The following is an 18,426-nucleotide window of genomic DNA, read 5'->3' on the forward strand; positions in this document are numbered from 1 at the left end:
GCCATGCCGGTCACATTTGCCGGTCATATTCCTGTCACCGTTCAGTCGACCAGCATCAGCGCATCGAGCGCAACCACACCCTCGCCCTTGGGATGGACGATCACCGGGTTGAGGTCGATCTCGCGAATTCCGGGATTGCCGGTCATCACCGCGCCCATCTGCACGATCAGGTCGGCCAGCGCCTCCACGTCCAGCGCGGGGCTGCCGCGATAGCCCTTGAGGATCGGCGCCTGCTTCAGCGAGAGCAGGCCGGCAACGACCTGCTCCTTGCCCATGTCGGGCGTGAACAGCTTCACGTCCTTGAGGATTTCCGCGGTCACGCCGCCGAAGCCTGCCAGCACGACCGGGCCCCACTGGGGATCGGACTTGGCGCCGACGATCATCTCGGTGCCCATGCGGCCCATCTTCTCCACCAGCACGCCGTCGAGCGCGATGGAGGCATCGTAATTGGCGACGTTCTGGAACATCCGCTCGAAGGCCTCGGCCACGTCCTCGCGGCTCTTGAGGTTCAGGATCACCCCGCCCGCATCACTCTTGTGGCCGAGCGCGGCGGCCTGCGCCTTCATCACCACCGGATAACCGATGGCCTCGGCCGCAGAGGCGGCTTCCTCGGCGGTGGCGGCGAACTTGCTTTCGGGGAAAGCGATCCCGGCGGGGGCGAGCAGCGCCTTGGCCTTGTATTCGGGGATCACACCGCTTTCATCGGACAGGCCTGCCAGCGTCACCGGCGCAACCGAGTTGTCGCTCAGGTCGCGCTTGGAGAGGTCCGCCAGCCGCGCGATGGCGCGATAGGCGCGCTCGGTCGAACGGAAATAGGGGATACCGGCAGAGGCCAGGCCATCGATATATTCCTGCGGCACATTCGCGCCTTCATCCACGCCGGCAAACACCAGCGGCTTGCCGAGGTCGCCGCCTTCCAGCGCCTTCTGGATCGGCGGGAACTTGATCTTCGAAGTGATCGGGTCCGACTGGATGATCGAGGCGACGACGCTGCCGATCCGGTCATCCTCCAGCAGCGCGCGCAGGAGGTTGGTGTAGATTTCCGGTTCGGACAGGCCGATCGCGGTGATGTCCGTGGGGTTCGACACCGGCACGAAATCGGGCAGCACAGCGCGGATCTTCGGGCTGTTCTCGTCATTGAGGTCGATGAGGTCGAGGCCGATATCCTCGGCAATGTCGAAGGCAAGACCGCGCAGCGCGCCGCTTTCACCCAGCACCGCCATGTTGGCACCGGGCAGGCTTTCGCAGGTCACCGCTATGGTGGCGATATCGGCCAGCTCTTCCAGCGTATCGGCAAAGATGATGCCTTCACGGCTGAGCTTCGCCTTCATCAGCGCATAGTCGCCCGCCATCGCGCCGGTATGCGTGGCGGCGCTTTCCTGCGCCTTGTCGCTCTTGCCCGGGTGCAGCATGACGATGGGCTTGCCGGCCGCGCGCGCACGGCGAGCGGCGGCGATGAAGGCCTGCGGATTGCGCAGGTTCTCGACATACATGGCGATGACATGGGTGGCCGGATCGTCGACCAGCCATTCGACATAGTCCTCCACGCCCGATGCCGCCTCGTTACCGGTGGAAACCGAGGTCGAGACATAGCAGCCGCGCGGATGCAGCGTGGTGGCGAGCACGGCGGCGAGCGCGCCGGACTGGCTGGCAACGCCCACGGCGCGGTCGTTCGGGCCGGGCTGCTTCATGTTGGTTTCGACGAAGGTCAGCGGGATGCCTTCGACATAGTTGGTGCAGCCGAGGCAGTTCGGGCCTTCGATGATGATGCCGTGTTCTTCGGAAATGCGCGCCAGTTCGGCCTGGTCCTTCGCGCCTTCCTCACCCGCTTCGGAGAAGCCGGCGGCATAGATCACCACCGCGCCGCAGCCATTCTCTGCCAGCGCGCGGACGGTATCGACCACGAAAGGACGCGGGATCGCCAGCACCGCGCAATCGACGCCGTGCGGCAGTTCCTGCGGGCCCTTATAGACCTTCAGCCCCTGCAGCTCGTCCCGCTTGGGGTTCACCGGGTAGATGTCGCCCTTGAACTTGTACTGCACGAGGTTGTTGAGCAGCGTGCAGCCCAGCGCGCCATGGCGATCCGATGCGCCGATGACGGCGACGGATTTGGGCCGCAACAGGCGGTCGATCTGTTCATTGGTGAAGCGGCGGGTGGTCATGCTGTCATCCCCTCGGACATGCGAAGCCCCGGCGGGACCGGGGCGGTTCTTTTGCCAGTGTGCCTAGAAAGAAGAAGCGGCGCGAACAAGACTGCCCGCGCCGCTTCGATAATTTGGATCAATCGTCCTTCTGGACCTTGCTCTTGTCGAAAGCGCCAAGGCCGGGCTTGAAGGTCTTCTCGTCAAGGAACTGCTTGGTAGCTTCCTTGCGGGTTTCCCAGCCGCCGAAGTCGTTGAGCGCTTCCTGCGTGCGGATCAGGTAATCCTCGGCATTGTCATAGGTCATTTCCATGACCCGGCGCATCGCCCACTTGGTGGCGCGCAGGGCCTGGCTGTCCTTGGCCTTCAGCTTGTCGGCCACTTCCTGCACGCGCGCCTTCAACTGGTCATGCGGCACGCATTCGGTGACGAGGCCCTGCTCTTCGGCCTGCTTGCCGGTCAGGTTCTCACCCATCATCGCGTGATACATGGCCTTGCGATAGGGCATGAGGTCGGCCGCGACCTTGGAGGCGCCGCCGCCGGGCAGGATCGCCCAGTTGATTTCGGACAGGCCGAACTGCGCCTTGTCGGAAGCAATGGCGATATCGCAGGCGAAGAGCGGGCCATAGGCACCGCCAAAGCACCAGCCATTGATCATGCCGACAGTCGCCTTTTCGTACCAGCGCAGGCGTTCCCACCAGGCATAGGCCTCACGCTGGTGCTGGCGGACCTTGTGCAGGCCTTCCTGCTCGGCGTGACGGAAATATTCGAGCAGGTCCATGCCGGCAGACCAGGCATCGCCTTCGCCGGTAAGGACCAGCACCTGCACGTCGTCACGGAATTCCAGCTCGTCCAGCACCACCTTCATCTGGCGGTTGAGCTTCGGGCTCTGGCAGTTCTTCTTGTCGGGACGGTTGAGCGAGACCCAGGCGACGCCATCGACGATCTCGTATTTGACGGTTTCTTCCTGCGGACGGGGATCGGGCTTGGACGGCATGGCCATGGGGGCTCTCCACAATTGGGCGCACGAGTCGCGCGCGCGTTTGAATTGCTATCGCGCATAGCGATATGCATTGCTATAGACAACAACAATCGCTAGGAATCATTCATGCGTGATCCGCTTCCCGCCTTTCCCGGCTATTCGCTACGCCGTGCCGCCAATGCGACGGCGGGGGAGCTGGCTTCGCGCCTGTCGGATATCGGCCTCAAGCAGGTCGATGCCTCGATCCTGATCCTTGTCGGCGAAAACCGCGACGTCACCGCCAGCGCGCTCGGCCGCCAGCTCGATATCCAGCGTGCGAACATGGTCCCGCTGCTGAAACGGCTGGAGGATGAGGGGTGGATTTTCCGCGAGCCGCTGGACGGCAAGTCGCAGGGCCTGGCGCTGACCGAAAGCGGCGAGGCCAAGACGCGCGAGGCGCGCGACATCATCGAGGCTTTCGAGGCCGAACTGCTCGAGCGTATTCCGCCCGAACATCGCGATCACCTGCTGCCCGCATTGAATGCCCTCTGGCGCTAGGCCTCGCGCTTCTCTAACCCTCGTCATTGCGAGGCGACGAAGTCGCCGTGGCAATCCAGGGCGTTACCGCGAACCGCTCTGGATTGCTTCGCTCCGCTCGCAATGACGACGAATTGGGGAGAGCGTTTAAAATGCACGAGCACGTCACCCATCCGGTCCCGGCCGAATGGGCCGCCAATGCCAAGATCGATGCCGACGCCTATGCGCTGAAATATCGCGCCAGCGTGGACGATCCGGACAGCTTCTGGCTGGGAGAGGCGCAGCGGATCGACTGGATGCGCGCACCCACCAAGATCAAGGATACGTGCTTCGACACGGACAATTTCCGCATCAAGTGGTTCGAGGACGGCACGCTCAACCTCGCCGCCAATTGTCTTGACCGGCATCTTGCCACGCGCGGCGACGATGTGGCGATCCTGTGGGAGCCCGACCATCCCGATACGCCGAACCGCCAGCTGACCTATCGCGAGCTTCACGAGGCAACGTGCAGGTTCGCAAACCTGCTGAAGGACAAGGGCGTCAAGCGCGGCGACCGCGTGACGATCTACCTGCCCATGGTGCCGGAAGCGGCGGTGGCCATGCTCGCCTGCGCACGGATCGGCGCGGTGCATTCGATCGTATTTGCGGGCTTCTCTCCCGACGCCCTCGCCCAGCGGATCACCGATTGCGAGAGCACGATCGTACTAACCTCCGACGAGGGGCTGCGCGGCGGCAAGAAGGTTCCGCTGAAGGCCAATGTCGATGCGGCATGTGCCAAGGCCAAGGTCGATACGGTCATCATGCTGCGCCACACCGGCGCGGATGTGCCCTTCGTGGAAGGCCGCGATGTGGACTGGGCGGAGGCGGTAGCTGGCATGTCAGCCCATTGCGAACCCGAGGAAATGAACGCCGAAGACCCGCTTTTCATCCTTTACACCTCAGGCTCCACCGGCAAGCCCAAGGGCGTGCTGCATACCACCGGCGGCTATGCCGTGTGGGCCAGCATGACGCATGAATACACTTTCGATTACCGGCCCGGCCAGATCTACTGGTGCGCGGCGGATATCGGCTGGGTCACCGGGCACAGCTACGTCGTCTACGGCCCGCTGATGAACGGCGCGACCACGCTGATGTTCGAAGGCGTGCCCAATTACCCGGATTTCTCCCGCTTCTGGCAGGTGGTCGACAAGTACGAGGTCGAGCAATTCTATGCCGCCCCCACCGCCTTGCGTGCGCTGATGCGCGAGGGCGATGAATGGGTGAAGAAGACCAGCCGCAAGAGCCTGAAAGTGCTCGGCAGCGTGGGCGAGCCGATCAATCCCGAGGCATGGGACTGGTACTATGACGTGGTGGGCGACAAACGCTGCCCGATCGTCGATACGTGGTGGCAGACTGAGACTGGCGGCCACATGATCACGCCGCTTCCCGGCGCGCATGCGCTGAAGCCCGGCAGCGCCAGCTTCCCCATGTTCGGCGTGCAGCCTGCCGTGGTCGATCCGGCGGACGGCCATGTGCTCGAAGGCGCGACCGAAGGCGCGCTCGTCATTCTCGACAGCTGGCCCGGCCAGATGCGCACCGTCTATGGCGACCATGACCGCTTCATCCAGACCTACTTCTCGCAATATCCGGGCAAGTATTTCACCGGCGATGGCTGCCGTCGGGACGAGGACGGCTATTACTGGATCACCGGCCGCATCGACGACGTGATCAACGTCTCCGGCCACCGCATGGGCACGGCCGAAGTCGAAAGCGCGCTGGTGGACCATGACGCCGTGGCAGAGGCCGCCGTGGTCGGCATGCCCCATGACGTGAAGGGACAGGGCATCTACGCCTATGTCACCACGATGGAAGGCGTCGAGAATACCGAGGAGCTGCGCAAGGAGCTGATCCAGTGGGTCCGCAAGGAAATCGGCCCCATCGCCACGCCGGACGTCGTCCAATTCGCCCCCGGCCTGCCCAAGACCCGCAGCGGCAAGATCATGCGCCGTATCCTGCGCAAGATCGCCGAGAACGACACGGGCAACCTTGGCGATACGTCGACGCTGGCCGATCCGAGCGTGGTGGACGATTTGCTGGCGAACAGCCCGCACGCGAAAGGGTGATGGGACAGGGCCGCACATATGCGGGCGGTTGCCTCTGCGGAGCCTTCCAGTTCGAGGTGGAGGGCCCGCTCACCAATGTCCGCCTGTGCCATTGCGACCTCTGCCGCAAGGCAAACGGAAGCGCCTATTCGGCAAACTGCAGGGTCCCGCGCGAAATGTTCTGCATAACCAAGGATGAAGGCACTCTGCGCCGCTACGAATCCTCGCCGGGTGCGTGGAGAGTCTTCTGCGGCACTTGCGGGTCTCCTGCCTATGCGGACGTCGAGCGGGACAAGGACCACATCCGCGTCCGGCTTGGCACTTTGGAACGCGGCGCGCAGGCGGAAATCACCGCCCATGTCTGGACTGGCTCGAAAGCCGCCTGGGACACCATCGACGATGACCTCGCCTGCTACGAAGAGGGTGCAGGCTAGGAACTGTCCGCAACGCTCGCCACCCGAAGTGCAAACGGCTATGACCGATCCCGAGGGAGAGAGAGAACATGTCCGACCGTCACAGCGAACCGAAGCCGACCGCCACCTATGACGAGGTGATGTCGGCCAATTCCGACTATGCCACCAGCTTCGGCGACAAGGGTGACCTTGCCCTGCCCCCCGCGCGCGGCTTTGCCATCCTCACCTGCATGGACGCCCGGCTCGACCCGGCGAAATATGCAGGCCTCGCAGAAGGCGATGCGCATGTGATCCGCAATGCCGGCGGCCGTGCCAGCGACGATGCGATCCGTTCGCTCGTGATCAGCCACAAGCTGCTGGGCACGAAGGAATGGTTCGTGATCCACCACACCGATTGCGGCATGCTGCTGTTCGACGGGAACACGATGGCCGGATTGCTCGAAAAGAGCCGCGCCACCGCGACTTTCGACGGTACGAAATGGGCCAACCAGAAGGAAGAGGGCGGATCGCCCGAAGGCCATCACATGGCATGGCTCACCTTCACCGACCTGGCACAGAGCGTGCGCGACGATGTGGAACGCATTCGCAACCATCCGCTCGCGCCCAAGGACGTGCCGGTCTGGGGCTTCATCTACGATTGCGGAACGGGCAAGCTGCTTCCGGTCGAATAGGGACTGCAGCCGATGATCACGATCTACCACGTGCCCAATTCGCGCAGCCAGCGCGTGGTCTGGCTGATGGAGGAGATGGGCGAGTCCTATAAACTCGAGACCTTCGGCATTCCGGTGCCGGAGGATTTCCTGAAGGTGAACCCGCTCGGCTCTGTCCCCACCATCGTGGACGACGATGCCGATGCACCGATCACGCAGTTCGAGAGCCTGGCGATCCTGCAATATCTCACCGGGCGCAGGCTGGTGGCGGGCAACGAGGCGGCGATAGCGCTCACCACCGGCCCGCTGCCCGATCCCGCCGCCTATGCCGAACACCTGCAATTCCTGCATTTCGGGGAGGCGGATTTGGCGACGCCCGTGGGCACGATTTTCCGCACGCGCATCTTCACTGGGGAGCAGACCAACAACACGATTGCGGACCAGTTGTCCCAGCTAGAAAAGCGCCTCGCCTTTCTCGACAGGCACCTCGCCGACGGGCGCGAATGGGTAACGGGGGAGCGCTTCACCATCGCCGATATCTCGATCGGCTATGCCTTCCTGCTGGCCGAGTTCACGAAGTGCGAAGTGGCGCTGCCTGCCCATGTCGCGGCCTATTGGCAGCGGCTGCAGGCGCGGCCTGCCTTCAAGCGCACGCAGGCTGCGTGAGGCGCGCCTCGCTGGCACATTACATTACAATTAACACTCTGGCCTAAGCGCGGATCGCATGGTCTATTCGCTCCCGGGAAATAGGGAGGGGATTGATGATCCGACAGATTCGTCTGGCGAGTGCGCTCGCCGTCATGGCCGCCACCACGGCTTTCGCCGCACCGGCCGCCGCGCAGGTGGCGGGCGTACCGCTCGACATGGAACCGCGGTCTTGTGACCGCGCCTGCCTTGAAAGCTATGTCGAGCGTTACCTGCAGGCGATGAGCGATGGCGAGGTGTCGGACGACCTCTTCGCCCGCAACGTCCGCTTCACCGAAAACGGCGTGCAAATGCCGCTTGGCGATGAGGGGCTGTGGGCAACCACGTCCTCTCCCCAAGGCTATCGCCTGATCGTGCCCGATGTGGTGACCGGACAGGTCGCCGCGCTAGTCACCGTGCAGGAGGCTGCGGGAAGCTCCGCCACCGGGCCCACGCTCGAATCCGATCCGGTCGGCATTTCCTTGCGCCTGCGCATCGATACCGATGGCAAGATCTCCGAAGTCGAGCAGATCGCCGCGCGGCCCGAACGCCCGCTTGGCCCCAATGCCGGCCCGCCCTCCAGCCCCTTCCCCGCAACGGGCGAGGCTGTGGAAGCACTCGGCAGCCCCTGGCCCGGCTATCTCGAAGCCGTGCCCGAAGCCGAACGCCACACGCGCGCCGAACTGGTCGAAGTCGCCAGCGCCTATTTCGAGGCGGTGGAGCGCAATACGGGCAATGACTACTACCCCTTCACCGACGATTGCCTGCGTTATGAAAACGGCATCATCACAGCTGGCCCCGAAGGATCGGGCGCGCGCGCGGGCTGCCGCGAGCAGCTGCAGACCACGCTGATCGGCGCGGTCACCTCGATCCGCGACCGCCGCATCGTTGCCGTCGATGTCGAACGCGGCGTGGTCTTCGCCTTCGCCTTCTTCGACCATCGCCCGATCAACTGGAGCTGGCAGCTGGGCGAGCTGTTCAAGGTGGAGAATGGCGACATCAGCCGGATCGAGGCGATCTTCATCCGCGGTCCCTACGGCATCTGCTCGGGCTGGAGCACTTACGAACAGTGCCGCAGCGAAGAACCGATGGACGTGCGCTGACACCTGATGAGAGGAGAGAAACCGATGCTGAAAGCAATTACCCTCGCCGCCGCCGCCATCGGCACGATGATCACCGCAAGTCCGGCGCTCGCACAGGCGCGCCCCGGCGTGGAAGGCCTCGCCACGCGCGTCGATCGGCCGACCTGCACGAAGGATGAGCTCAAGGCGCTGACCGATGCCTATGTCGAAGGTCAGCGCTCCGGCAGCCTGTCGGGCCTGCCGCTGGTCTCCAATGCGCATTACCTAGAGAATATGGAGACGGTGGATGCGTCGGCAGGCCTGTGGAACACGGCGCTGGAAATCGACCATGCGATGAGTTTCCACGACCCGGTTCGCTGCAAGACCTTCACCGAAATCATCGTCACCGGCCCGGTCCCTTATGTGATCGGGACCCGGCTGTTCGTGAACGAAGGCGATGTCTATCGGGTCGATTCCATCGTGACCAAGGAAGGCGACTGGCTCTTCAACGCCGATGCCTATCTCTATTACACGCAGCAGGAAGACTGGACCGACCTGTTCAAGTACCAGCTGACCGATCCGGCCGAGATGATCCGCGGCGCCAACGCCTATCTCGACGGCTTCATGGACAAGTTCACGGACATTCCCTGGGGCACGCCCTGCGCGCGCCTGGAAGGCGGTGCCTACACCAATCGCTCGGGCGATCCGCATGCCTCCTGCGAGCTGGGCATGCCGCCGGGCGTCCTCTACCTCACCAATCGCGATTACCTGATCGATGAGGAAAAGGGCGTCATCAACGTGTTCATGCGTTTCGGCAGCTCGGAATCAGGCGGTCCGGATGTGCACACCTTCCGCTATATCGACGGCAAGTTCCGCCAGATCCACACGCTGACCGCCATTCCGGGACCGCAGGTGGATGAGCGCGGCGCACCGATCGGGAGGGATCCGAACGCCGATTGAGCGAATAGCGGCGGAGGTTAGGTAGGAATACCGAGTTCCATCATCGCGCCACGTTTCCCCATGGCCGGCGATACAGGCCGGCCATGGCGGACGATCGCATCATCCCTACCGGCAGGCGAACCAATTCGCGCCTGCACACGGAGATCCCGGCCCAGCTTATCACGCTGCGTGCCAATCCCCGCATGAACCTGCGCGACCTGTCGCGCACGGGCGCGCATATCGAATGCGACGAAGCGCTCGTCAGGGGTGAGGACGTCGTGCTCAATTGGCTCGAATTCGAAGCCTTCGGACGCGTCGTCTGGACATTGGGGAAACAGGCTGGGGTTGAGTTCGACGAACCGCTCGATCCAGAAGTGGTCACCGGCACCCGCCAGATCATCGACAGCGGCCAGGTGGAACACACCCGGCAGGCCGCCTTCAGCGCCGCGCGCGACTGGTACCTGAACTCTCGCCAGATCTAACTGCCCGAAAACCGGCAGCGTTTTTTGCACGCGCTTATGCAATCTTCGCAACTTCGCGTATATGGAGGTATCTCGCGCCGGCTGATACGGGCGGGCGCCCAACTACAAGAGGTCGTCCCATGCCCCGCACCAGGCTCTATTCGCTCGATGAGCTCGATGACATTCCCGGCACCAAGGTGTTCAACGCGCGCCGCAGCCGCGAAGCCTATCACCTGCACAAGTTCTGCATGAGCCTGATGAAAGCGGAGAACCGCGAGGCGTTCAAGGCGGACGAACGCACCTATCTCGACCAGTTCAAGATGACCGAGGACCAGAAGCAGGCCGTGCTCGACCGCGACCTCGCCAAGCTGATCGAGCTGGGCGGCAACATGTATTTCCTCGTCAAGATCGCCAGCACCGACGGCTGGAGCGCGCAGAAGGCGGTCAGCTCCATGTCCGGCATGTCGGCCGACGAATATGCGCAAATGATGCTCGAAGGCGGCCGCTCGCCCGAAGGCCTCCGCTCCAAGAAGGAAGCCAAGTAAATGGCCCGTATCACCGCCGGTATCGCCACCAGCCACGTCCCCGCCATCGGTGCAGCCATCGACCTTGGCAAGACGCAGGATCCCTATTGGAAGCCCGTTTTCGACGGATATGAATTCGTCAAGGAATGGGTGAAGGACAACATGCCCGACGTGGTGATCCTGGCCTATAACGATCATGCCTCCGCGCTGATGCTCGACATCGTGCCGACCTTCGCAATCGGTTTTGCGGAAGAATTCCTGAGCGCCGACGAAGGCTGGGGCCGCCGCCCCGTGCCGGTTGTGAAGAACCACCTCGACCTCGCCGCCCATATCGCCGAACAGCTGGTGATCGACGAATTCGACATCACGCTGATCAACGAGATGGACGTGGATCACGGCCTGACCGTGCCGCTCAGCCTGGTCTTCGGCCAACCGGAGGAATGGCCCTGCAAGGTCATCCCGCTCGCGGTCAATGTCACGCAGTTCCCGACGCCCAGTGGCGAGCGCTGCTGGAAGCTGGGCGAGGCGATCCGCAATGCGGTGAAGACCTTCCCCGAAGACCTCGACGTGCAGGTCTGGGGTACTGGCGGCATGAGCCACCAGCTGCAGGGAACGCGCGCCGGCCTGATCAACGCCGAATTCGACCAGCGCTTCATCGACCTGCTCGCGCATGAGCCGGAGGAGCTGAAATATATCACCCGCCTCGAATATCTGCGCGAGACCGGCACCGAGGGGATCGAGCTGATCATGTGGCTGATCATGCGCGCCGCGCTCGGCTATGGTGTCGAAGAGAAGCACCGCTTCTACCGCGTGCCCGCCAGCAATACGGCAGTGGGCCATGTGGTCTATGAGGCGCGGAGTTAGGCCCAGCCCCCACAATCCCACGCAAATACCACGCTGGCTGGCGGCCTTTCCACGATAGTTACCACTGCAGCTACCACGAGAGACAGCCAGTTCGCGCTCCATCAAGACAGATTGATGGAGGAATAAATGCGTACCCTTATTACCCTGGCCGGAGTGGCCTTTTTCGTGGCGGCCACTCCTGTTTCGGCCGGTTCGGAGGTCGAAGTCGGCTTCCGCTATCACGAGGCAGAGCTGGCGACGCCCGATGCGGCGCAGGCCCTGTTCGAGCGGATCGAGCTGCACAGCCGCCGCAATTGCGCCAACCCCTCGCGCACCGTTTGGGAAATCCGCATGGAGCACGAATGCGCGCGGAACCTGGTGCAGCAATATGTCGCGGCGATCGACAGCCCGCTGCTCACCGCCATTGCCCGCGCCGAACATGACGGCGTGCGCATCGCCAGCCGCTGATACGACTGAAGGCGCGGGTGCGTAATCCGCACCCGCGCCTTCAGAACTGTGCGCGCTCGGTCAGGAAGCTTTCCAGCAGCGCGTTGAACTCGTCCGGCTTCTCCATCATCAGGAAGTGGCCTGTGCCGGGCACGCTGGTGTGCTGCCAGTCGGTGAGGACTTCGCGCTGGCTGTCATCGATGGGGAAATTGGTCTGGCCCGCCAGCACGGTCAGCGCGGGCGCGGCGATCACATCGTCGGTCTGCAGCGAAGGATCGAGCATCGCATTCATCGCGCCATGTGCGGTGTCGGCGGGGGCGGAGAGCATCACGCCGCGGATTTCGGCGCGCAATTCCTCGCTGGTGCCTTCCACGAACATGCTGTCGACGAACTGGCCACGCTGCTCCAGCGTCAGCTCGCCGAAATTCACGCCCGCCATGGTGCGCATGTCGAGCGGGCCATCGACGGCGACCAGCCCTGCCACGTGGTCGGGATAGTTCACCGCATATTGTCGGATCACCGCGCCGCCCATGGAATGGCCGACGAGCACGACCTTGTCCGCCCCCACTTCATTGCGCACCGCTTCCACGGCGGCGGCGAAGAGGTCCATGGAGAAGTCCTCCTTGGCGGGGGAGGCGCTGATGCCGTGGCCCGGAAGGTCGAGCGTCACCACGCGGTAATTCTCGCTGAAATACTCGACCTGCGCATCCCATGCGGTCTCGTCGCAAGTCCAGCCATGGACGAAGATCACCGTCTCGCCCCTCCCCATGACGGAGGACTTGATCGGCAGGTCCTCCACCGAAGCGGCCGCCAGCGGGGTGGCAAGGCAGGTGGACAGCGCGAGCGCGAAAGCCATTCTCAACATGATCGATCCTCCCCAAGAAGATGCACGCCCGCATGATCGCCGCTTTCCGGCACGAGTCAAAGCAATGTGCGCGATTTTGCGCCAGATCATTCTCTGCATGGGACTTGCCGGGTAGTCGGCAAGACTGGAGCACTTCGCTTTGGGGGAGAGGTGTCATGGAAAACAGCGAGCGGGCGAAACAGCCCGTCACCATCGCACGCGACCTGGCATGGTCGGATATTACGACCGCGCTCGCCGCTGGCTGGCGCGATTTCGCCGCCTGTCCGCAATATGCGCTGGCGATTTCTGCGGTCTACGTGTTGGCGGGGATCGGCATCGCCTATGCGCTGGTCACGCATGGGCAGGTGGTGTGGCTGGTCCCGGCCGTCGCATGTTTCCCGCTGATCGCGCCCTTCACCGCTGTCGGGATCTACGAGGTCAGCCGCAGGCGTGAGGCGGGACTGCCCATCGGCTGGATCCATGTGCTGGGCGCGCTGCGCGGGCGCGGGGATGACCAGATCATGGGCCTTGGCGTCATCATCTTCGTGATCGTGGCCTTCTGGGTGATCCTGGCGCACGGTATTTTCTACATCTTCCTGGCGCAGGCCGGGCTGACCACGGAATCGCTCGCGATGCTCTGGACGCCTGCCGGGATGACGATGCTGGTGGTCGGCGGAGCGGTTGGCGCGGCGATTGCCCTGTTCACCTTCTGCCTGACGGTCATGAGCCTGCCGACGCTAATCGACCGCGACGTGGACCTGATCACCGCGATGATCGCGAGCTGGAAGACGGTCGGCTTTAACAAGCCCGTGATGCTCGGCTGGGCATTGCTGATCGCGGTGGCGCTGTTCCTCGCCAGCATTCCCGCCTTCCTTGGCCTGCTGGTGGTGCTGCCCGTGCTGGGCCATGCCTCATGGCACCTCTATCGCCGCGCGATCGGGTGACGGCGGCGCCTATTCGCCCTCGCGAAGCCGGAAGATGCTACCGATATCGGCACGGAAGGTCTTGAGCCTGAGCGTGACGAGGATCGTCTCCAGATTGGCCAGCATGCCGAGGACCAGCGCTGCAATGAAGAAAATCCGCGAATATCCGAAGAGATAGAGCGAGGCGACGAACAGGCCCGCGCCGCTCGCAGCGATCTTCGACAAATAGAGGTGGTAGGCGGGCAGGACGCGGAATTTCGCCAAGCCGAACCCCGCGGAGGTCGCATAGATCGCAAGGAAGGAGAGGATCCACGCCAGCTCGCCTCGCACCGTCTCCCATTCGAAGAGCCACAGGCCCAGTAGCCCCGCCAGAACGGTCGATCCGTCAGCGAAGGAATCGCGCTTGGCACCCTTGTCCGAAGCCAGCCCCATACGTCGGGCGATCGGCCCGTCGATCAGGTCGGTGATGTAGCTGACGATCAGCAGGATGAAGAAGGCGTCGCGATATCCAGCAAGCGCCATCACCGCGATGACCGGGGCGGCGGCGATGCGATAGGCCGTCAGCAGGTTGGCCGGATTGCGAATTGTGCCCCTCCCCTGCGCGACCCGACCAGTTCAGGCCTTCACCACCCGCACTTTCGCCTTCAGATCGGTGCGGCAGAAGGCATGAAGGAAGCAGGTCTGCTCCCCCATGTCGAGCGCGGCGCGGGCGAATTCGTCATCCTCGGATGAATGCAAATAGACATGCGTTTCCACCGGATCGGCGCTTCCCGCCTGTCCGGTGCCGCCGCTCGCGCCGCCCAGCGAGAAGTGAACGTCCTGCACGATGTTGTAGGCCGCCAGGTCCTTCTTCGCGATCTTCGCATAGCGGCCCAGCTGGGTCATAAAGCAGAAGCCGATGCCAGCAGCGATATAGCTTGCCGCATCGGGCGCGCGGCCATGCTCGTCGCAGAGGTAATGGAAGATCGAACCGTGCGGGTTGAACAGCTGCTGTTCGATCCTCTTCACCCCGTCATCGCGCAATGTGCAGATGCCGCGAATATGCAGCACGCGGTCCTGCTCCTCAGCAAGCGACGAACCTTGCGAGCTGGTCGCCTCCTCGGTCAGCGGGCTCATGCCGGCGCGGCGGATCAACTCAGTGTTTGTGGCGGGCTCCACGCCCTCGATCAGCTTTGCCGGATCATCGGGCACATCACCGATCACCGGCTTCGCCTTGTCGGGGACTACCCGCCTGCCGTGGTGCGTGAGCGTGAAGAGGCTCTCCTTCTCTCCGCGCATCAGGCCGTTGAGCGGAGAAGCGGCTACCGCATCGCAGACCAGAGCGCGCAAGGCCTCGGCATCGGCATCGCTATCGATCCGCGCTTCCAGCTCGATATCCTTCGCCCCGCCCGTCATCGTGCCTTTGAGGGCGGAGCCTTTCATCGTGTAGAAATTGTCCTGCACCAGCGTGACATCCCGAATGGCGATCCCGCGCTGTTCGGCCAGCGCCAGCAGTTCGGTCATGTAGCTTGAGACCATGCCGGTGGTGAGGAACGACAGCGGACAAGGCGCCTCATCGAAACCGTCGAGATAGGCACCCTCGTCCGAAACCAGCCGCCAGACCGTGTCGCCATTGCTAGAGGCGACCAGCCCTTCCTTCTGCATCACGGAGAGCGAACGGGCAGCAAAGCGCACGGCAATGCCCTTGCGGTTGGGCGGCGGGGACAGCTTCGCCGTACCGCCAGCCACCGCGAAAAAGCGGGGGCGGGACTCTGCGCCCAGGATATTGGTGTGGCCAGCCATGCCTGTCCCTCTCTTGCCCGATGTCCTAGCGGGGCCGGGCGGTTTCGCCAACGGCGAAGGACAGGCGGTGAAGCGCCTCGCCAGTTGCCGCTCCGGAAGTTATGAGGGGGCATGAGCGTCATCCTCCCCATTGCCCTCATCCTCGCCGCGATCATCGCGGTCGTGGTGTGGCGCGGGCGCCAGTTCGGCGAGCTTGCCCGGCGCGGCGTTCCGGTGACGGGCACGGTGGTGAAGAAGTTCCGCACCGGCAGCACGGGCGGCGTCCCCAGCGGCAAACGCATCGCATTCACCTATCGCGGTCCCGACGGGAAGGACTACCGCCGCGCGGCGAGCATTGCGACCGGCAAGTGGCAGGAGCTGGAGCTGGACGGCCCGATCGACCTCATCTGTCTCCCCGATCGACCGGGCGTCAGTGCTCCTGCCTGGCTGGTCGAGGCCGCGCGAGAGGCACTGGCGAAACGCTAGCGCCTATTCACCGCGTTTCGGCATGCGCGGCGATGGCGTTCCCAATGCCAGCTCCGCATCGGAGAAGGTGATCGGCGTGCGAATGCCCTTCACCTTGGTCCCGTCCCGCCGTTCCATGTCGATCACCATGCCGCGCGCCTGCACTTGCGGATCGTTCAGCGCCTCTGCCACATCGTTGATCGGCCCTGCGGGAATGCCATGCTCCTCCAGCAGGACGAGCAGCTTGTCGCGTTCCCAGCGGCGGGTCTTGGAGGCGATTTCGGCGGAGACGTCCTCGCGGTCGGTCACCCTGCCCTCATTGCTTTCCCATCCGGGTTCGAGGACCAGTTGCAGCAGTTCCGCCAGACGGCCGAATTGCCGGTCATTACCGACTGCAATGATCAGCCAGCCGTCGGAGGTTGGGAAAGCCTCGTAAGGGACGATATTGGGGTGGGCATTGCCCATGCGGTGCGGCACCATCCCGCCGATGAGGTAGTTCATTGCCTGGTTGGCGAGCGTGCCCACCATCGTATCGAGCAGCGCCATGTCGATATGCTGCCCGCGCCCGGTTTTCTCCCGCTGGTGCAAAGCGGCCTGGATGCCGATCACGCCGTAAAGCCCGGTCATGATATCGGCATAGGCCATACCGATCTTGGTCGGCGGCCCGTCCTTCTCGCCCGTCAGGTCCATGATCCCGCTCATGCCCTGCACGATGAAATCGTAGCCCGCGAAAGGCGCATAAGGGCCGGTGTGGCCGAAGCCGGTGATCGAGCAATAGACGAGGCGCGGATTGATCTTCGCGCAGCTCTCGTAATCGAGGCCGTATTTGGCAAGGCCGCCGGTCTTGAAATTCTCGATCACCACGTCCGCCTCGCGGATGAGGTCGAGCACCTTCGCCCGGTCGTCCGCATCCTTGAAATCGGCGACGATGGAGGTCTTGCCGCGATTGGCCGCGTGGAAATAGGCGGCTTCCTTGCTGCCATCGGCATTGACGACGAAGGGTGGCCCCCAGCGGCGCGTATCGTCGCCTTCGGGGCTTTCCACCTTGATCACCTCCGCGCCAAGGTCGGCGAAGATCTGGCCCGCCCATGGCCCGGCAAGGATGCGCGCCAGTTCGACGACCTTGATGCCTTTCAGAGGGGGTTCGCCGCCGCTCACGCTGCAATCTCCACAGGCGCGGGGTCATCGTCATTGGAGGCCTTGCGCACACCCGCAGGCTTGCGCGCAGTGCGCTTGCGGCGTGGCCGGATCGACCGGGAAAGGCCCGCCATGGGCCGCGAAAGATAGCCGAAGCCCTTGCGCATCTCTGCCCATGCCGACAGCGCATAGGTGACGATCACCGCATCGAAATAAATCGCCATTTCCATCGCATAGGCGGCGATGAATTCCGGCCCGAAGATGACCAGCATCTCGCCGCCGCCCAGCATCAGCACACCCAGGAACACGGCATAGAGCAGGTGATGCCGCTCGACCTTTTCGAGCGCGGCAAGCGGCCGTGCCACCAGCTGCTCGTTCAGCGCCTTGGCCGCCGGCGATTGCGGCGCGAGCCACATCACCAGCGTAATCGCCGCCACGAAACCCAGAAATGCAACCATACGGACCTCCCTATTCGGGATTTATATGGAACACCCTTTCGGCATTTCCATGACACAGGGCGTGCCTTTCGTCATCGGTGCATTCGAAATCATTGATGAAATCGACGGCCGGCTTCATCGGCTGGTAGGGATAGTCGATCGCCCAGATCACGTTCTCCACGCCCATGCGGTCAATCGCATAGCGCAGGGCCAGCGGGTCTTCCACGCCGCTGGTGGTGAAGACGAAATTATCCTTGAAATACTCTTCCATGCTGCGCTTCGTCTTGGGGGCACGGCCAACTTCCTGCGCGCGGGAATTCATGAAATTGATGCGCCAAATGAAGAAGGGCACCATCTCGCCCATATGCCCGACGCAGATCTTCAGGTTCGGGAAGTGATCGAACACGCCGCCTGCCATCATGCGGAGCATATTGGTGCCGACTTCGACGCCGTATGCCCACATGGCTGAATCCATCGCATAGTCCATAAGCGGACCCTTCAGCGTGTCTGACGGGCCGCGCGGGTGGATATAGATCGTGGCATTGTGCGCCTCTGCCGCTTCGAAGATCGGCCAGAACTTGGGATCATCGAAATATTCGCCATTGGTGTGGCTGTTCACGACCAGGCCGTTGAGATTCAGCTCCGTCATCGCGCGCTCAACCTCCTTGGCGGCGCGCTTGGGCGAATGCGGGGCGAAGCTGGCAAGGCCGGCGAAACGCGACGGATATTTGCGGCAGATTTCCGCCATCCGGTCATTGCTGAGCGCCGCAAGCTCCGTGGCGGTATCCGCATCGAACATCTGCACCCCCGGCGCCGTCAGCGTCAGCAGGTGCATGTCCACGCCATACTCGTCCATTTGCGGCAGGCGCTGATTCTCGATGTCCTTCAGGCCTTCGAGGAAGTTCATCTTGCCATAACCGGTGGTGTCATGGTCCGCGTCGTAGATCCCGCCCACCAGCAGCTTGTCAGAGCTTTGCGAGGGGCCGCGCGCAACCTTGCGCAATTCCTCTGCGACTTCGGGGATCGACCATGCTTCCTCGCATGCGATCAGACGGCACTTGCTTCCCATTAAACTCTCCCCCTCCTCTTTTGCGCGAGCCTAAGGCGGAGCATGGGT

General features: G+C 63.4%; 21 protein-coding genes. 13 read left to right on the top strand and 8 right to left on the bottom strand.

Annotated features, from left to right (window positions below):
• Positions 1–41 precede the first annotated feature (41 nt).
• Both E5222_RS10215 and E5222_RS10220 read right to left on the bottom strand, forming a co-directional pair.
• Entirely contained in the window at positions 42–2,162 is a 2,121-nt protein-coding gene (locus tag E5222_RS10215) for an acetate--CoA ligase family protein (protein ID WP_136693642.1), read from the bottom strand.
• Between the two features lie 118 nt (positions 2,163–2,280).
• Positions 2,281–3,144 carry a p-hydroxycinnamoyl CoA hydratase/lyase gene (locus E5222_RS10220; protein WP_136693643.1) on the bottom strand — a complete coding sequence of 288 codons (864 nt, stop codon included), beginning with the start codon at positions 3,142–3,144 and terminating at the stop codon, positions 2,281–2,283.
• A 105-nt stretch (positions 3,145–3,249) separates the two neighbouring features.
• On the opposite strand from E5222_RS10220, the gene E5222_RS10225 reads away from it, so the two are divergent.
• The 11 genes from E5222_RS10225 (at position 3,250) to E5222_RS10275 (ending at position 11,763) form a co-directional block, all read left to right on the top strand.
• Positions 3,250–3,660, top strand: coding sequence for a MarR family winged helix-turn-helix transcriptional regulator (locus E5222_RS10225; protein ID WP_136693644.1), 411 nt, complete (start codon positions 3,250–3,252; stop codon positions 3,658–3,660).
• A 131-nt stretch (positions 3,661–3,791) separates the two neighbouring features.
• Positions 3,792–5,741 (top strand): acetate--CoA ligase, encoded by a 1,950-nt coding sequence (acs, locus tag E5222_RS10230; protein ID WP_136693645.1) that lies wholly within the window; start codon positions 3,792–3,794, stop codon positions 5,739–5,741.
• Positions 5,741–6,154, top strand: coding sequence for a GFA family protein (locus E5222_RS10235; RefSeq protein WP_136693646.1), 414 nt, complete (start codon positions 5,741–5,743; stop codon positions 6,152–6,154). Before acs ends, E5222_RS10235 begins: the two co-directional genes overlap by 1 nt.
• A 68-nt stretch (positions 6,155–6,222) precedes the next feature.
• Positions 6,223–6,804 carry a beta-class carbonic anhydrase gene (locus E5222_RS10240; RefSeq protein ID WP_136693647.1) on the top strand — a complete coding sequence of 194 codons (582 nt, stop codon included), beginning with the start codon at positions 6,223–6,225 and terminating at the stop codon, positions 6,802–6,804.
• A gap of 12 nt (positions 6,805–6,816) precedes the next feature.
• Positions 6,817–7,449, top strand: a complete 633-nt coding sequence (locus tag E5222_RS10245) for a glutathione S-transferase family protein (protein WP_136693648.1) — start codon at positions 6,817–6,819, stop codon at positions 7,447–7,449.
• A gap of 95 nt (positions 7,450–7,544) precedes the next feature.
• Positions 7,545–8,570, top strand: a complete 1,026-nt coding sequence (locus tag E5222_RS10250) for a DUF8021 domain-containing protein (RefSeq protein WP_136693649.1) — start codon at positions 7,545–7,547, stop codon at positions 8,568–8,570.
• Positions 8,571–8,594: 24 nt separating this feature from the next.
• A complete protein-coding gene (locus tag E5222_RS10255) occupies positions 8,595–9,488 on the top strand; it encodes a DUF8021 domain-containing protein (protein ID WP_136693650.1) in 894 nt (297 codons plus the stop codon).
• A gap of 83 nt (positions 9,489–9,571) precedes the next feature.
• Complete coding sequence (locus E5222_RS10260; protein ID WP_136693651.1) at positions 9,572–9,949, top strand: PilZ domain-containing protein; 378 nt, start codon at positions 9,572–9,574, stop codon at positions 9,947–9,949.
• A gap of 119 nt (positions 9,950–10,068) precedes the next feature.
• Complete coding sequence (ligA, locus tag E5222_RS10265) at positions 10,069–10,473, top strand: protocatechuate 4,5-dioxygenase subunit alpha (RefSeq protein ID WP_136693652.1); 405 nt, start codon at positions 10,069–10,071, stop codon at positions 10,471–10,473.
• Positions 10,474–11,316, top strand: a complete 843-nt coding sequence (locus tag E5222_RS10270) for a class III extradiol dioxygenase subunit beta (protein WP_136693653.1) — start codon at positions 10,474–10,476, stop codon at positions 11,314–11,316.
• A 126-nt stretch (positions 11,317–11,442) separates the two neighbouring features.
• On the top strand, positions 11,443–11,763 hold the full coding sequence (locus E5222_RS10275) for a UrcA family protein (RefSeq protein ID WP_136693654.1): 321 nt from the start codon (positions 11,443–11,445) through the stop codon (positions 11,761–11,763).
• Between the two features lie 40 nt (positions 11,764–11,803).
• Here the strand turns inward: E5222_RS10275 and E5222_RS10280 are convergent, their stop codons facing one another.
• Complete coding sequence (locus tag E5222_RS10280; protein ID WP_169053549.1) at positions 11,804–12,598, bottom strand: alpha/beta fold hydrolase; 795 nt, start codon at positions 12,596–12,598, stop codon at positions 11,804–11,806.
• Between the two features lie 164 nt (positions 12,599–12,762).
• On the opposite strand from E5222_RS10280, the gene E5222_RS10285 reads away from it, so the two are divergent.
• On the top strand, positions 12,763–13,530 hold the full coding sequence (locus E5222_RS10285) for a DUF2189 domain-containing protein (protein ID WP_136693656.1): 768 nt from the start codon (positions 12,763–12,765) through the stop codon (positions 13,528–13,530).
• A 9-nt stretch (positions 13,531–13,539) separates the two neighbouring features.
• Here E5222_RS10285 and E5222_RS10290 read toward each other — a convergent pair whose 3' ends face one another.
• Entirely contained in the window at positions 13,540–14,094 is a 555-nt protein-coding gene (locus E5222_RS10290; protein ID WP_136693657.1) for a CDP-alcohol phosphatidyltransferase family protein, read from the bottom strand.
• Between the two features lie 30 nt (positions 14,095–14,124).
• Positions 14,125–15,291 (bottom strand): OsmC family protein, encoded by a 1,167-nt coding sequence (locus E5222_RS10295; protein ID WP_136693658.1) that lies wholly within the window; start codon positions 15,289–15,291, stop codon positions 14,125–14,127.
• A gap of 111 nt (positions 15,292–15,402) precedes the next feature.
• On the opposite strand from E5222_RS10295, the gene E5222_RS10300 reads away from it, so the two are divergent.
• Complete coding sequence (locus E5222_RS10300; RefSeq protein ID WP_136693659.1) at positions 15,403–15,756, top strand: hypothetical protein; 354 nt, start codon at positions 15,403–15,405, stop codon at positions 15,754–15,756.
• Positions 15,757–15,759: 3 nt separating this feature from the next.
• Here the strand turns inward: E5222_RS10300 and E5222_RS10305 are convergent, their stop codons facing one another.
• From E5222_RS10305 to E5222_RS10315, 3 genes are read right to left on the bottom strand one after another with little or no spacing between them, the layout of a single operon-like run.
• Positions 15,760–16,893 carry a CaiB/BaiF CoA transferase family protein gene (locus E5222_RS10305; RefSeq protein ID WP_136693660.1) on the bottom strand — a complete coding sequence of 378 codons (1,134 nt, stop codon included), beginning with the start codon at positions 16,891–16,893 and terminating at the stop codon, positions 15,760–15,762.
• Positions 16,890–17,330: a hypothetical protein gene (locus E5222_RS10310; protein WP_136693661.1), complete on the bottom strand. Its 441-nt coding sequence runs from the start codon at positions 17,328–17,330 to the stop codon at positions 16,890–16,892. Before E5222_RS10310 ends, E5222_RS10305 begins: the two co-directional genes overlap by 4 nt.
• Before the next feature lie 10 nt (positions 17,331–17,340).
• Positions 17,341–18,378 carry an amidohydrolase family protein gene (locus E5222_RS10315; RefSeq protein ID WP_136693662.1) on the bottom strand — a complete coding sequence of 346 codons (1,038 nt, stop codon included), beginning with the start codon at positions 18,376–18,378 and terminating at the stop codon, positions 17,341–17,343.
• Positions 18,379–18,426: the final 48 nt, after the last annotated feature.

It is taken from the genome of Alteraurantiacibacter aquimixticola, from assembly GCF_004965515.1.
Lineage (GTDB): Bacteria > Pseudomonadota > Alphaproteobacteria > Sphingomonadales > Sphingomonadaceae > Alteraurantiacibacter > Alteraurantiacibacter aquimixticola.

Excerpts from the sequence above, each read along its gene's own strand:
- E5222_RS10280 (WP_169053549.1), bottom strand. The coding sequence starts at position 12,598 with ATGGCTTTCGCGCTCGCGCTGTCCACCTGCCTTGCCACCCCGCTGGCG.
- E5222_RS10270 (WP_136693653.1), top strand. The coding sequence starts at position 10,474 with ATGGCCCGTATCACCGCCGGTATCGCCACCAGCCACGTCCCCGCCATC.
- E5222_RS10300 (WP_136693659.1), top strand. The coding sequence starts at position 15,403 with ATGAGCGTCATCCTCCCCATTGCCCTCATCCTCGCCGCGATCATCGCG.
- E5222_RS10255 (WP_136693650.1), top strand. The coding sequence starts at position 8,595 with ATGCTGAAAGCAATTACCCTCGCCGCCGCCGCCATCGGCACGATGATC.
- acs (WP_136693645.1), top strand. The coding sequence starts at position 3,792 with ATGCACGAGCACGTCACCCATCCGGTCCCGGCCGAATGGGCCGCCAAT.
- E5222_RS10225 (WP_136693644.1), top strand. The coding sequence starts at position 3,250 with ATGCGTGATCCGCTTCCCGCCTTTCCCGGCTATTCGCTACGCCGTGCC.
- E5222_RS10240 (WP_136693647.1), top strand. The coding sequence starts at position 6,223 with ATGTCCGACCGTCACAGCGAACCGAAGCCGACCGCCACCTATGACGAG.
- E5222_RS10260 (WP_136693651.1), top strand. The coding sequence starts at position 9,572 with ATGGCGGACGATCGCATCATCCCTACCGGCAGGCGAACCAATTCGCGC.
- E5222_RS10235 (WP_136693646.1), top strand. The coding sequence starts at position 5,741 with ATGGGACAGGGCCGCACATATGCGGGCGGTTGCCTCTGCGGAGCCTTC.
- E5222_RS10250 (WP_136693649.1), top strand. The coding sequence starts at position 7,545 with ATGATCCGACAGATTCGTCTGGCGAGTGCGCTCGCCGTCATGGCCGCC.
- E5222_RS10310 (WP_136693661.1), bottom strand. The coding sequence starts at position 17,330 with ATGGTTGCATTTCTGGGTTTCGTGGCGGCGATTACGCTGGTGATGTGG.
- E5222_RS10315 (WP_136693662.1), bottom strand. The coding sequence starts at position 18,378 with ATGGGAAGCAAGTGCCGTCTGATCGCATGCGAGGAAGCATGGTCGATC.
- E5222_RS10285 (WP_136693656.1), top strand. The coding sequence starts at position 12,763 with ATGGAAAACAGCGAGCGGGCGAAACAGCCCGTCACCATCGCACGCGAC.
- E5222_RS10245 (WP_136693648.1), top strand. The coding sequence starts at position 6,817 with ATGATCACGATCTACCACGTGCCCAATTCGCGCAGCCAGCGCGTGGTC.
- ligA (WP_136693652.1), top strand. The coding sequence starts at position 10,069 with ATGCCCCGCACCAGGCTCTATTCGCTCGATGAGCTCGATGACATTCCC.
- E5222_RS10220 (WP_136693643.1), bottom strand. The coding sequence starts at position 3,144 with ATGGCCATGCCGTCCAAGCCCGATCCCCGTCCGCAGGAAGAAACCGTC.
- E5222_RS10215 (WP_136693642.1), bottom strand. The coding sequence starts at position 2,162 with ATGACCACCCGCCGCTTCACCAATGAACAGATCGACCGCCTGTTGCGG.
- E5222_RS10295 (WP_136693658.1), bottom strand. The coding sequence starts at position 15,291 with ATGGCTGGCCACACCAATATCCTGGGCGCAGAGTCCCGCCCCCGCTTT.
- E5222_RS10275 (WP_136693654.1), top strand. The coding sequence starts at position 11,443 with ATGCGTACCCTTATTACCCTGGCCGGAGTGGCCTTTTTCGTGGCGGCC.